This is a genomic window from Mycobacterium sp. B14F4, from assembly GCF_039871645.1.
GTDB lineage: Bacteria > Actinomycetota > Actinomycetes > Mycobacteriales > Mycobacteriaceae > Mycobacterium.
In genome coordinates, this window is record NZ_JBDPMF010000002.1 from 752,788 (window position 1) to 765,149 (window position 12,362).

Consider the following 12,362-nt stretch of genomic DNA (forward strand, 5'->3'; position numbering starts at 1 on the left):
GACGGGCCAGCTTACCGGCCTATTCGGAGCTTATTCGACGGCCTCCACCACCAGCGCGGTCGCGATCGCGGCCAGACCCTCGCCGCGGCCCGTCAACCCGAGGCCGTCGGTGGTGGTCGCGGAGACCGAAACCGGGGCGTCCAGCAACCCCGACAGCAGTTCCTGCGCCTCGGCGCGCCGCGGGCCGACCCTCGGGCGGTTGCCGATCACCTGCACCGCGGCGTTTCCCACGCGCAGACCCTGCGCGGACAGCATCGATCGGACGTGGCGCAGCATGTCCGCGCCGCGCGCATCCCGCCACTCGTCACGGCCGGTACCGAAGACCTCGCCGAGGTCACCGAGGCCGGCGGCGGACAACAGCGCGTCGCACAACGCGTGCGCGGCGACGTCACCATCGGAGTGGCCGGCGCAGCCGTCGGCGCCCTCGAACAACAGGCACAACAGCCAGCACGGCCGACCGGCCTCGATGGGATGAACGTCGGTGCCGAGCCCGATTCTCGGCAGAATCAATGCTCTTCGCGCAAGCGGCTCATCGACCTCGTCACGGGCCTTCAGGACGCGGCGGCCAGAACCTCGTCGAGGATGGTCGCGGCCTTGGCGTCGTCGGTGTTCTCGGCGAGTGCCAACTCACCGACCAGGATCTGCCGGGCCTTCGCCAGCATGCGCTTCTCGCCCGCGGACAGGCCCCGCTCCTGATCCCGGCGCCACAGATCACGGACGACCTCGGCAACCTTGTTCACGTCACCGGAAGCCAACTTCTCGAGATTGGCCTTGTACCGACGCGACCAGTTGGTCGGCTCCTCCGTGTGCGGGGCCCGGAGCACCTGGAAGACCTTGTCGAGGCCCTCCTGACCGACCACGTCGCGCACCCCGACATACTCTGCGTTATCAGCGGGCACTCGAACCGTGAGGTCACCTTGGGCGACCTTCAGAACGAGGTACTCCTTCTGTTCGCCCTTGATGGTCCGGGTTTCGATCGCCTCGATCAACGCAGCACCGTGGTGGGGATAAACAACGGTGTCTCCGACCTTGAAAATCATCAGATTCGAGCCCCTTTCACCACTCAATGCTAACACGGGCCTCAGACAGGCGGGGATCAACGGTGCAGGTCAGGGGCACCACAGGTGAAGATCAGGGGTTGACACGGTGACGAATCCGTGCAAGGCCGAACGGCTTTCGAGGTAGCTGTCCTGGGCACTTGTCCATGTGCTCACGGCCACATCGCGGTAGCTGTCAGCCCTGCGCTACCGCCCCCGACCCGCACCTACTACTCTGCATAGTCGAATCCCTGCGGCCGGTATCGCCGGTCGCCTCGACGGTCGAGCAGGAGGCACGTGTGGACCGCTTGAGACTGGCCGCCTGCGGGCTGGCCGCCGCCACGCTGGTGGGCGGGGCGCTGACGGGCTGCAGCTCCGGGCAGGTCTCCCAGACGGCGATGCAGGAGCCCGCGGTCAACGGCACCAGCGCCAACCTCGGCGAGATCGCCCTGCGCAACGTGCATCTGCGGGCCGAGCAGGTGACCGACTACGTCCAGCCGGGCAGTGACGTCGAGTTGCTGTTCCAGGCGTCGAACACTTCGCCCGACACCGGCGACAAGCTGGTCGCGATCACCTCCGACGTCGGCACCGTGTCGTTGACCGGTGACACCACGTTGCCGGCGAGCGGCGTGTTGATCGTCGGCGCGCCGGACGGGCAGATCACCCCTCTGGATAGCGTCGAGACCGCCGAGGCGGCCGAGGCCAAGGTGGAGCTGACCAAGCCGATCACCAACGGGCTGACCTACGACTTCACGTTCAAGTTCGAGAAAACGGGCGAGGCCACGGTCGCCGTCCCGATCTCGGCGGGCGAGACGCCGCGACGCGATTCGGCGGAGAAGGCCGGCGGCCAGTCGGGTGGCCACTGACCGCATCGGTCCACGACACGACCCCTGATCGCTGAGGTTCTGTCGGTTGCGCCAGCTACCGTCACAGCGTGGCTAAAGGTGGCGCCAAAGCGCGGTCGCAGTACCGCTGCTCCGAGTGCCACCACATCACCGCGAAATGGGTCGGCCGCTGCCCCGAATGCAATACCTGGGGCACGGTCGACGAGGTCGCGGTGCTCGCCGCGGTGGCGGGCTCGACGGTTCGCCGCGCCGTCGCCCCCAGCTCACCGGCCGTGCCCATCACGTCGATCGATCCCGGCCGCACCCGCCACCTGCACACCGGCGTTCCCGAGCTGGACCGGGTCCTCGGCGGCGGGTTGGTCCCCGGGTCGGTGACGCTGCTGGCCGGTGACCCCGGCGTCGGCAAGTCGACACTGCTGCTCGAGGTCGCGCACCGCTGGGCGCAGGCGGGTAAGCGTTCGCTCTATCTGTCGGGCGAGGAGTCCGCCGGACAGATCCGGATGCGCGCGGAACGCATGGGCTGCACCCACAGCGAGGTCTATCTGGCCGCCGAATCCGACCTGTCGACCGCGCTGGGCCACATCGAGCAGGTGCAGCCCGGGCTGGTGGTGGTCGACTCCGTCCAGACCATGTCCACCACCGAGGCCGACGGTGTCACCGGCGGCGTCACCCAGGTGCGCGCCATCACCACGGCACTGACCATGGCGGCGAAGACCTCCGGTGTCGCGATGATCCTCGTCGGCCACGTCACGAAGGACGGCGCCATCGCCGGGCCGCGCTCACTGGAACATCTGGTCGACGTCGTGCTGCATTTCGAGGGTGATCGGACGTCGTCGCTGCGCATGGTCCGCGGCATCAAGAACCGGTTCGGCGCCGCCGACGAGGTCGGCTGTTTCTTGTTGCACGACAACGGAATCGAAGGAGTCGCCGACCCGTCGGGACTGTTCCGGGACCAGCGCCCCAAGCCGGTGCCGGGCACTGCGATCACCGTCACGCTCGACGGTAAGCGCCCGATGATCGGCGAGGTGCAGGCACTCATCGGGCCGCTCGCCAACGGGACACCGCGGCGCGCGGTCAGCGGCATCGATTCCTCCCGGGCGGCGATGATCACCGCGGTGCTCGACAAGCACGCCAAGTTGCTCGTGGGTGCGCACGACATCTACCTGTCCACCGTCGGCGGTATGCGGCTGACCGACCCGTCGGCCGATCTGGCGGTGGCGGTGGCGATCGCGTCGTCGAAGATGAACCTGCCGGTGCCCGCCGCCGCTGTCGCGATCGGCGAGGTGGGGCTCGCCGGCGACCTGCGCAGGGTCACCGGCACGGACCGCCGCCTCGCCGAGGCCGCGCGGCTGGGCTTCACCTCCGCGGTCGTACCGCCGGGCGTGACGTCCGTGCCTGCGGGTCTGCGCGCGATCCCGGCCGAGAACATCGGATCTGCGTTGCGGGTGTTGCGGGACATCAGCAAAGATGACCCACATGGCGGCCGATCCTAGGAGGGGGCGATGGCCGTGAAGGCGGGCGGCAGGTCAAGCCGAAAAGTGGTGCCGTTGGCCCGGCCCACGCTGCGGGAAACCATCGCGCGGCTGGCCCCCGGAACTCCGCTGCGCGACGGCCTGGAGCGCATTCTGCGCGGCCGCACCGGCGCCTTGATCGTGATCGGCTACGACGACAGCGTCGAGGCCATCTGCGACGGCGGGTTCTCGCTCGACGTCCGCTACGCGCCGACGAGGCTGCGCGAGCTGTCGAAGATGGACGGTGCCGTGGTGCTCTCCAGCGACGGCGGCCACATCCTGCGGGCCAACGTGCAGCTGGTGCCCGACCCGTCGATCCCCACCGAGGAGTCCGGCACCCGGCACCGCTCCGCCGAACGCGCGGCCATCCAGACCGGCTACCCGGTGATCTCGGTGAGCCACTCGATGAGCATCGTGACGGTCTATGTGGCCGGTGAGCGGCACGTCATCCCCGACTCGGCGACCATCCTGTCGCGGGCCAACCAGACCATCGACACGCTGGAGCGCTACAAGACCCGCCTCGACGAGGTCAGCAGGCAGTTGTCCACGGCCGAGATCGAGGACTTCGTCACGCTGCGCGACGTGATGACCGTCGTACAGCGGCTGGAGATGGTGCGCCGAATCAGCCTCGAGATCGATTCCGATGTCGTCGAACTCGGCACCGACGGCCGACAGCTCAAGCTTCAGCTCGAGGAGCTCGTCGGCGACAACGACACCGCCCGCGAGCTGATCGTGCGCGACTACCACGCCAACCCCGATCCGCCGTCGGCCGCCCAGGTCAGCGCCACGCTCGAGGAGCTCGATTCCCTGTCCGACAACGAGCTGCTCGACTTCACCACGCTGGCAAGGGTTTTCGGCTACCCCTCGACCATCGAGGCGCAGGACTCGGCGATGAGCTCGCGCGGGTACCGCGCGATGGCGGGGATCCCGCGCCTGCAGTTCGCGCACGTCGACCTGCTGGTGCGCTCGTTCGGATCCCTGCAAGGGCTGCTGGCCGCGAGCGCCGGCGATCTGCAGAACGTCGAGGGCATCGGCTCGATGTGGGCGCGCCACATCCGGGAAGGTCTGTCACACCTCGCCGAGTCGACGATCGCCGACCGGCTGGCCTGATTCCGGGGCCGTCAGCCGACCGGTGCCGGCGGCGGTGCGCCCGGGCCCGGGGGCGGCGCCTGAGTCGGGGCGGCGAGGATGAACGGCACGGTGGCCGAGCGCAGGTTGCCCAACTGGACCACGAGGTTGTAGGTGCCCGGTCCGATGGGCTGGCGCGGCAGCGGACATCCGGGCGCCGAGCCCATGCCCGTCCACGTCACCTCGGTCGTCACCTGCTCGCCGGGCTGGAACGTCTTGACCAACGTCTCGTTGGACGGCGCGCAGTCCAGGTTCGACCACAACCGACCGTTGTCCAGCGAGTAGACGTAGGCGGCCAGCACCGCGGCGCCGACGTCGCGCTTGCAGGCGACCAAGCCGATGTTGGTGACGACCATCGTGAACTTCGGCTGGTCACCGACCACGTACTGCGGCTGGTTGGTGATGCCCTTGACGGCGAGCGTCGAGTCGGGGCAGTCGTCGCCCTCGTTGAGCACCGGCGGCGGCGTGACGGCCGCGGTCGGGGTGGGCGTCGGCGGCGGCGCCTGCTGCGCAGGTGGCATCACCGGCGATTTGACCTCGGGATTCTCCCCCGGCAGCGGCGTCGGCGCGGCGGCGTCGGGCGCCGACTGCTCGGCGCTCGTCGTGTCGGTGTCCCCCGAGCTCCCCGTGTTCTTCACGACCACGAGGACGATGGCAGCGACCACGCCGATCACGAGGACCGCTATGCCCAGCGCTAGTGCCCGGCGACGCCAGTAAATCTGTGTCGGTAGTGGGCCATGCGGTTCCAGATCCAGCACAAACTCACGGTAAGGCCAGGTCACGCCTTATCGTCCGAGGTGACTCGGCGTGTCGCGCTCAGCCTTCGCCGATGTCACCCAGGTGATCCCGCAACACCGCCCGGCCGTCGGCCAGTTGGTAGGTCAGCCCGACGATCGCCAGGTCGCCCGACGCGACCCGTTCCGCGATCGCCGTCGAGCGGGCCATCAGCTGGGCGCCGGTTTCGGTGACGTGCCGGGCCTCGAACTCGTCGACCCTGCTCAGTCCCTCGCGCCGGCCCATCAGGATCGACGGCGTCACGCGCTCGACGATGTCACGCACGTAGCCGCCGGGCAGCACGCCTTCGTCGACCGCCGCCAGCGTCGCTTTCACCGCGCCGCAGCTGTCGTGGCCGAGCACGACGATCAGCGGCACGTTGAGTACCGTGACCGCAAACTCGATCGAGCCGAGCACCGCCGAATCGATGACGTGGCCGGCGGTGCGAACCACGAACATGTCGCCGAGCCCCTGATCGAAGATGATCTCGGCGGCGACGCGGCTGTCCCCGCATCCGAACACCACGGCGGTCGGCTTCTGCGCGGCGGCCAGACTGGCCCGGTGGGCGACGCTCTGGGACGGATGCACGGGCTTGCCCTCGACGAAGCGCTGGTTACCCTCCTTGAGTGCTTTCCACGCGGTCACTGGGCTGGTGTGCGGCATGACCGACATTGTGCCGCACCTGCTCGCTTGGTATGACACCGAGCAGCGCGACCTGCCGTGGCGCCGCCCGGAAGTGACGCCCTGGCAGATCCTGGTCAGCGAGTTCATGCTGCAGCAGACCCCCGTCGCGCGCGTGGAACCGATCTGGCGGGCATGGGTCGAGCGCTGGCCCACCCCGTCCGCGACCGCCGCGGCCAGCACCGCCGACGTGCTGCGGGCATGGGGCAAGCTGGGCTATCCGCGCCGGGCCAAGCGACTGCACGAGTGCGCGGGCGTGATCGCCGCCGAGTACGACGACGTCGTGCCGTCCGATGTCGAGGTGCTCCTGACGCTGCCCGGCGTGGGTGCCTATACCGCGCGGGCCATCGCGTGCTTCGCCTACCGCAAACGGGTGCCGGTGGTCGACACCAACGTGCGGCGCGTCGTCGCCAGGGTGGTACACGGACGTGCCGACGCGGCGGCTTCGTCGTCGCCGCGCGACCTCGCCGACGTCGATGCGCTGCTGCCGAATGATGTTGACGCGCCGAAGTTCTCGATTGCGCTGATGGAACTGGGGGCGACGGTGTGCACCGCCCGCTCGCCGCGGTGCGGGCTGTGTCCGTTGAGCGTGTGCGCCTGGCGGTCGCGAGGGTTTCCCACGTCGACCGAGCCGGCTCGCCGCGTGCAGCGCTATGCCGGCACCGACCGACAGGTCCGCGGTCGTCTGCTGGATGTGCTGCGCGACAACGCAACTCCTGTCACCAGGGCCGAACTCGACGTCGTGTGGCTCAGCGACGCCGCGCAGCGTGACCGCGCGCTGGACTCGCTACTTGTCGACGGCCTGGTGGAGCAGACCGCCGACGGCAGGTTCGCGCTGGCGGGCGAGGGCGGTTAACTCCGGCTGAACCTAGGCGGTGGCTTCCTCGGTCTGCCCCGTGCAGCAGAACCGGCGGCGGTAATCCGACGGCGTCACCCCGATGACGCGGCGGAAGTGGTGGCGCAGCAGCGTCGCGGTGCCGAACCCGCTGCGCTCGGCGATCCGATCGACGTCGAGGTCCGTCTCCTCGAGCAGCGTGCGGGCGTACAGCACACGCTGGTCGGTCACCCACTGCATCGGCGTACGTCCGGTCTCCTCGACGAAGCGCCGCGCGAACGTGCGCGCAGACATGTGAGCGCGAGCCGCCAGCGATGCCACCGTATGCGGCTTGTCCAGGTTGCCGAGGATCCAATCCAGTTGCGGCGCAAAGCGTTCCGAGCATCGAACCGGAATCGGCTGGTCGATGTACTGGCGCTGGCCGCCGTCGCGCTGCGGTGGCACCACCATTCGGCGCGCGATCTTGTTGGTCACCTCGCTGCCGAGTTCGCGCCGGACCAGATGCAGGCACGCGTCGATGCCCGCGGCGGTGCCCGCGCTGGTGATGAGGTCGCCGTCGTCGACGAACAACACGTTGCGGTCGACTTTCGCCGTCGGATACCTCCGGGCCAGGTCGTCGGCGTGCATCCAGTGCGTCGTGCACGGCCTGCCGTCGAGCAGCCCCGCGGCGCCCGCGACGAACGCCCCCGAGCACACCGTGAGGATGATCGACCCGGACTCGGCCGCGGCCTTCACCGCGGCCAGCGCCGCGGGCAGATAGTCCGAGCCACCGATCGCGGGGATGGCGACCAGGTCCGCGCCCACCAGATCGTCGAGGCCGTGATCGGGGACGATCGTCGCGCCGACCGAGGTACGCAGCGGCCTGCCCGGTTCCGGGCCGCACACCTTGAAGTCGAAGTTCGGCACCCCGTCGGCGGAGCGGTCGATGCCGAAGACCTCGCAGATGACCCCGAACTCAAAAACCGCTAGACCGTCCAACACCAGTGTCGATACGCTCTTTATTGCCATGGCAGCATTTTATCCCAATGTGTCATTCCTGCCACTGTTGGCGGGATATGACCGAGCGAAAGATTACTGCCATGACCGCTGCACTGACAATCCTGATATTGATCTCCCCGTTCGCGGTGGCTACGGCGCTCGGTTGGGCCGCCCGTCGCTCGGGCTTCCTACGGATTCACCTCGGCCAGTTCCGGATGGCAGCGCCGATGGCCGGCCGGCTCTCCACCGATGACCGCGACATGCTGCGCATCGAGCACGACCTCGACGCGATCCGCACGCGGTTCGAACGTCAGCCGGCCTGGCCGTCCTCAGGCGCCGTCGGTGAGCGTCGCTAGGAACGACTCGACCGCCTCGCGATAGACCTGCGGCGCATCGTCGTGGACGAGGTGACCGGCGCCGGGCACATGCAGATACGCCGCATGCTGACCGGTTGCCTGCATTTCGCGCATCTGCCCGGGTGGCGTGACCGAGTTCCCGGCCTCGATGAGCAGCGTCGGTGCCCGCACCGCCTGCCACTCGGCCCAGAAGTCGCGGGTGCCCCATTCGGCGGCGATCTCGATCCACATCCTGGGGTGGCCGTGCAGTCGCCAGCCGGTCGCGGTCCTGTCGAATGCCTCTAGGAAGTACTGGCCTGCGACCGGCCCGAACTCGTCGTAGACGCGTTGCGCGGTCTCGAATTCGACGGGCAGCGCATGCACCCACGGTTCCCACGGCCCGGTGGTGCGGCCGCGGAAGTCCGGTGCCATGTCCTCGACGACCAACGCCCGCACCAGTTCCGGGCGCCTGGCGGCCAGGCACCACGAGTGCAGACCGCCCATCGAATGCCCGATCAGCACCGCGGGCTCGCCGAGGCCCTCCACCGCGTCACCGAGGTCCTCGACGAAGCGCTCGGTGCTGACCGGGCGCGCGTCGTCGACGTCGCGGCCGCGGTGCCACGGCGCGTCGTAGGTGAAGACCCCGCCCAGTGCGGTCAGCCACGGAAGCTGTCGCGACCAGGTGCTGCCCCGCCCCATCAGGCCGTGCACCAGCACCAGCGGTGGGCCCGTACCGCCGCGGTGAGCGAGAGATCGCATGCCGACATCATCACGCCTCGGGATGCCCGCCACCCAGTTCGGTAGCCTGATCCGCATGTCCAGCCAGAACCCCGTGGTGAAGATCAACGCAATCGAGGTCCCGCCCGACGCAGGCCCGGAACTGGAGAAACGGTTCGCGCACCGCGCCCACGCCGTCGACAACCAGCCAGGCTTCCTCGGTTTCCAGCTGCTTCGCCCCGTCAAGGGCGAAGACCGGTACTTCGTGGTGACCCAGTGGGAGTCCGAAGAGGCGTTTCAGGCCTGGGCGACGGGCCCGGCCATCGAGGCGCACAAGGGCCAGGCGGCCAACCCGGTGGCCACGGGTGCGTCCCTGTTGGAGTTCGAGGTTGTCCTGGACGTTGCGGGCAGCAAGGCCTGACGCGAGACGCGCGATCGCGCTGACGGTCGCCACGGCGGTCGCCGTTGCCCTGGGCGGTTGCGCGAAGAGCGAGCCGGCGCCGGTCGACGCCGCCTACGGCGTGCCGATCGCCATCAACACTCCACAGGGTCTGCGGGCCAAGCAGACCATGGACATGCTCAACTCCGACTGGCCGATCGGGCCGGTCGGCGTGCGCACAATGGCGGTGCCGGAGAAGGTCGACGCCATCACCGCCGAGCTCGACTCGATCTGGTGGGACCGGCCGTTCACCGTCACCGACGTCGAGATCGGCGCCGGCGAAGCCAAACTCGGGGTGGTGACCTCGTACGGCGTCGCGCAGGAGATCGGCGTGCGCACCGACGATGCGGGCATGGTCGACCGCTTCGACGTGTCGCTGCGACCGCCGGTCATCGACAAGTGGGCCGACATCGACACCGAGCTGACGAAGTCCGGAGCGCGCTACTCCTATCAGGTGTCCAAGGTCGCCACCCGCAACGGCGGCTGCGACGTCGTCGCCGGTGCCAACACCGACATGTCACTGCCGCTGGCGTCGATCTTCAAACTGTATGTGCTGCTTGCGGTTGCCGACGCGGTGAAGACGGGAGCGGTGAAGTGGACAGACTCGCTGGTCGTCACAAGACAGGCCAAGGCGGTCGGGTCCGCAGGGCTCGAGCAGTTGCCGGCCGGCGCGCAGGTATCGGTGAGAAAGGCTGCGCAGCAGATGATCTCGGCCAGCGACAACATGGCCACCGACCTGCTGATCGCCCGCCTCGGCCCGGGTGCCGTCGAGCGGGCGCTGGTCGCCGCCGGCCATCACGACCCGGCGAGCATGACGCCGTTTCCCACCATGCACGAACTGTTCTCGGTCGGCTGGGGCCGACCGGACCTGCGCGAGCAATGGCGTCACGCGGTCGAAGAGGGCGGCCCACAACTCCGAGCACAGCTGCTCAAGCAGACGAATTCGCGCCCCTACGAACCGGATCCGGAACGCACGCGCTCCCCGGCCTCCAACTTCGGTGCGGAGTGGTACGGCAGCGCCGCCGACATCTGCCGGGTGCACGTCGCCCTGCAGAGGGCTGCCGTCGGGGAGGCGGCGCCGGTGAAGGAGATCCTCTCGGCGATACCCGGTATCGACCTCGACGGGTCGAAGTGGTCCTATATCGGCGCCAAGGGCGGAAACCTGCCCGGGGACCTGACGTTCAGCTGGTACGCCGTGGACCACACCGGGCAACCCTGGGTGGTCAGCTTCCAGCTGAACTGGCCGCGTTACCGCAGCCCGACCGCGGCGGGATGGTTGCTGTCGATCGTGCGCCAGACCTTCGACCTGATCCCCATCGGCTAGTTGTTCGACCGCTCAGGCTCGATCAGCGGTTCGACCGCTCAGGCTCGATCAGCGGTTCGACCGCTCAGGCTCGATCAGCGGTTCGACCGCAGTGTCCAGGCGTGGCCGCGGAAGTGCATCACCGTCCGGCTCACCGGCGCAATGTCGATGCGCCAGAACGACTTCGGCGGTGCATCGAGCGCTACGAGAATCGCCGCCCGCACCACTGCCGGATGGGTGACGGCGATGAACCTCCCGCGGCGCGCGGTCAGCGAGTCCATCCACGCGCGCACCCTGTCGACGAGTTCGACGACGGTCTCGCCGCCGTGTGGTGCGCGCGTCGGGTCGGTGAGCCAGATCGCCAGGTCCGCGGGCCGCACACCGCCGAGCACGCCGCCGCGCCAGCGCCCGCAGTCCAGGTCGGCCAGCCGGTTGTCGACGTCGGCCTGCACACCGAGCAGTTCGGCGGTCTGCCTGGTCCGCTTCTCGGGTCCGCAGTAGACGGCGTCCGCGGAACCCAACTCGATGGAGGCGTCGGCCTGCCGGTGGCCCAGCGAGTTCAGCGGCTCGTCGGTGGGAAACCGTCCGGCCGACACCGCGTCGGTCATGGCGTGCGACACGAGAGTCAGCCGGACGACCTCGCTCACGCCTCGGCTCCCGCCCGCTCCGGTCCTCGCTCGTCCCTCACTGCGATCCTCACTCGCGCTCGCCTTCGGGACTCACGCCTCGGCTCCCGCCCGCTCCGGTCCTCGCTCGTCCCTCACTGCGATCCTCACTCGCGCTCGCCTTCGGGACTCACGCCTTGATGCTCTCCCGCCGGTTCTCGCCGAGGAGTCGAGCCGCCATCGCGCCGAACACCAGCGCGATCGTCGCCCACATCACGACCTGGGTGCCCAGAGAGAACAGCCGGAACTCGTAGAGCACGTCGGCAGGGAAGTTCGACGGTGTCTCGTGAATGCCCGGAAGCACCAGCATGACGACCGCGACGGCCACCACGTAGGCGCCCGCGGCCGTCAACGCGGCGTTCCACGCGCCCCACTGCGACGCCAACCGCCGACCGAGATACACGGCCGCCGCCAGCAGCGCGGCAGAGAGCACCACCAGAAGCAGGTACAGCAGCGTGCGCTGGCGGATGGTCTCGTCCAAGCTCAGCGCAGGGGGGCTCGGGGGGTACTTCAAGAACGGGATCACGTACAGCGACAGGAACATCGCGCCCGCCACGTACAGGGCAAGCAGCCGCGCCGAGACGTTGCCGACGCGGCCGTACGTCACCGCGAAGACCACGGCGAACAACGCCCCCATCGCGACGCCGAACGCCAGAACCCCAAAGCCCATACCGACGTTGGCCTGCACGCCGCGGGTGAACAACTCGATGCCGTGCTCATGGCTGTGACCGCCGTGGGCGTGCGCTGCCTCGTCCTCGTAGGCGATCGCCCGCTCGATGACCGGTTCGACGAAGATCCGGGCGAACACGAACGCCAACACACCGGCGAGGGCACCGGCCAGAAGCCCGCGCCCGATGATCTGCTTTTCCATTGTCCCGGTTGCTTCCTGCGCGATCAGTGGCAGGGGAAGCCGAGCAGGTGGCGGGCGTCGTGGACGAACTCGTGCACGACGGTGTTGTTGCCCAACACCGATGTCGCGCCCTGGTCCATGCCGACGAAGTAGAGCATCAGAAGGGCGAAGAAGGCGGTGAGCGTCAGCCAGGCGACGGCCTTGGCGGCCGAGAAGTCGAGTGCGGGCGCAACGCTCTTACGGGCCTCGGGAGAGGTCATGGCC

16 protein-coding genes are annotated in these 12,362 nt (G+C 68.9%); 7 read left to right on the forward strand and 9 right to left on the reverse strand.

All coding sequences use genetic code 11. The features are described from left to right. Positions 1-30: 30 nt before the first annotated feature. Together ispF and carD are read right to left on the reverse strand one after the other, a co-directional pair. The gene (gene ispF / locus ABGB19_RS08950) at positions 31-510 is read right to left on the reverse strand and encodes a 2-C-methyl-D-erythritol 2,4-cyclodiphosphate synthase (protein WP_347685501.1); all 480 of its coding nucleotides are present in this window, start codon (positions 508-510) and stop codon (positions 31-33) included. 41 nt (positions 511-551) lie between these two features. Continuing rightward, a complete protein-coding gene (gene carD / locus ABGB19_RS08955; protein ID WP_067954270.1) occupies positions 552-1,040 on the reverse strand; it encodes an RNA polymerase-binding transcription factor CarD in 489 nt (162 codons plus the stop codon). Between the two features lie 296 nt (positions 1,041-1,336). Between carD and ABGB19_RS08960 the strand changes: the two genes are divergently transcribed. From ABGB19_RS08960 to disA, 3 genes are all read left to right on the forward strand, one after another. After that, entirely contained in the window at positions 1,337-1,903 is a 567-nt protein-coding gene (locus tag ABGB19_RS08960; RefSeq protein WP_347685502.1) for a hypothetical protein, read from the forward strand. 68 nt (positions 1,904-1,971) lie between these two features. After that, positions 1,972-3,375 carry a DNA repair protein RadA gene (gene radA, locus ABGB19_RS08965; RefSeq protein WP_347685503.1) on the forward strand — a complete coding sequence of 468 codons (1,404 nt, stop codon included), beginning with the start codon at positions 1,972-1,974 and terminating at the stop codon, positions 3,373-3,375. A gap of 45 nt (positions 3,376-3,420) precedes the next feature. Further along, on the forward strand, positions 3,421-4,503 hold the full coding sequence (gene disA / locus ABGB19_RS08970) for a DNA integrity scanning diadenylate cyclase DisA (protein ID WP_347685675.1): 1,083 nt from the start codon (positions 3,421-3,423) through the stop codon (positions 4,501-4,503). An 11-nt stretch (positions 4,504-4,514) separates the two neighbouring features. Here the strand turns inward: disA and ABGB19_RS08975 are convergent, their stop codons facing one another. Continuing rightward, the gene (locus ABGB19_RS08975) at positions 4,515-5,279 is read right to left on the reverse strand and encodes a hypothetical protein (RefSeq protein WP_347685504.1); all 765 of its coding nucleotides are present in this window, start codon (positions 5,277-5,279) and stop codon (positions 4,515-4,517) included. Between the two features lie 58 nt (positions 5,280-5,337). Continuing rightward, entirely contained in the window at positions 5,338-5,958 is a 621-nt protein-coding gene (locus ABGB19_RS08980) for a carbonic anhydrase (protein WP_347685505.1), read from the reverse strand. Between ABGB19_RS08980 and ABGB19_RS08985 the strand changes: the two genes are divergently transcribed. Further along, complete coding sequence (locus tag ABGB19_RS08985) at positions 5,957-6,832, forward strand: A/G-specific adenine glycosylase (protein WP_347685506.1); 876 nt, start codon at positions 5,957-5,959, stop codon at positions 6,830-6,832. The genes ABGB19_RS08980 and ABGB19_RS08985 overlap by 2 nt on opposite strands. A gap of 12 nt (positions 6,833-6,844) precedes the next feature. Here the strand turns inward: ABGB19_RS08985 and ABGB19_RS08990 are convergent, their stop codons facing one another. Next, a complete protein-coding gene (locus tag ABGB19_RS08990) occupies positions 6,845-7,819 on the reverse strand; it encodes a helix-turn-helix domain-containing protein (RefSeq protein WP_347685507.1) in 975 nt (324 codons plus the stop codon). A gap of 71 nt (positions 7,820-7,890) precedes the next feature. Between ABGB19_RS08990 and ABGB19_RS08995 the strand changes: the two genes are divergently transcribed. Then, a complete protein-coding gene (locus ABGB19_RS08995; RefSeq protein WP_347685508.1) occupies positions 7,891-8,145 on the forward strand; it encodes a hypothetical protein in 255 nt (84 codons plus the stop codon). Here ABGB19_RS08995 and ABGB19_RS09000 read toward each other — a convergent pair. Further along, positions 8,119-8,883, reverse strand: coding sequence for an alpha/beta hydrolase (locus ABGB19_RS09000; protein ID WP_347685509.1), 765 nt, complete (start codon positions 8,881-8,883; stop codon positions 8,119-8,121). The two genes, ABGB19_RS08995 and ABGB19_RS09000, sit on opposite strands and share 27 nt — an antisense overlap. 55 nt (positions 8,884-8,938) lie before the next feature. Between ABGB19_RS09000 and mhuD the strand changes: the two genes are divergently transcribed. Both mhuD and ABGB19_RS09010 read left to right on the forward strand, forming a co-directional pair. Continuing rightward, a complete protein-coding gene (gene mhuD, locus ABGB19_RS09005) occupies positions 8,939-9,262 on the forward strand; it encodes a mycobilin-forming heme oxygenase MhuD (protein WP_347685676.1) in 324 nt (107 codons plus the stop codon). Then, positions 9,231-10,604 carry a serine hydrolase gene (locus tag ABGB19_RS09010; protein ID WP_347685510.1) on the forward strand — a complete coding sequence of 458 codons (1,374 nt, stop codon included), beginning with the start codon at positions 9,231-9,233 and terminating at the stop codon, positions 10,602-10,604. Before mhuD ends, ABGB19_RS09010 begins: the two co-directional genes overlap by 32 nt. Before the next feature lie 74 nt (positions 10,605-10,678). Here the strand turns inward: ABGB19_RS09010 and ABGB19_RS09015 are convergent, their stop codons facing one another. From ABGB19_RS09015 to ABGB19_RS09025, 3 genes are all read right to left on the reverse strand, one after another. Beyond that, positions 10,679-11,230, reverse strand: a complete 552-nt coding sequence (locus tag ABGB19_RS09015; protein ID WP_347685511.1) for a histidine phosphatase family protein — start codon at positions 11,228-11,230, stop codon at positions 10,679-10,681. Between the two features lie 148 nt (positions 11,231-11,378). Beyond that, positions 11,379-12,119 carry a CbtA family protein gene (locus ABGB19_RS09020; RefSeq protein WP_347685512.1) on the reverse strand — a complete coding sequence of 247 codons (741 nt, stop codon included), beginning with the start codon at positions 12,117-12,119 and terminating at the stop codon, positions 11,379-11,381. Positions 12,120-12,142: 23 nt separating this feature from the next. Further along, on the reverse strand, positions 12,143-12,358 hold the full coding sequence (locus tag ABGB19_RS09025; RefSeq protein ID WP_347685513.1) for a CbtB-domain containing protein: 216 nt from the start codon (positions 12,356-12,358) through the stop codon (positions 12,143-12,145). Positions 12,359-12,362 lie beyond the last annotated feature (4 nt).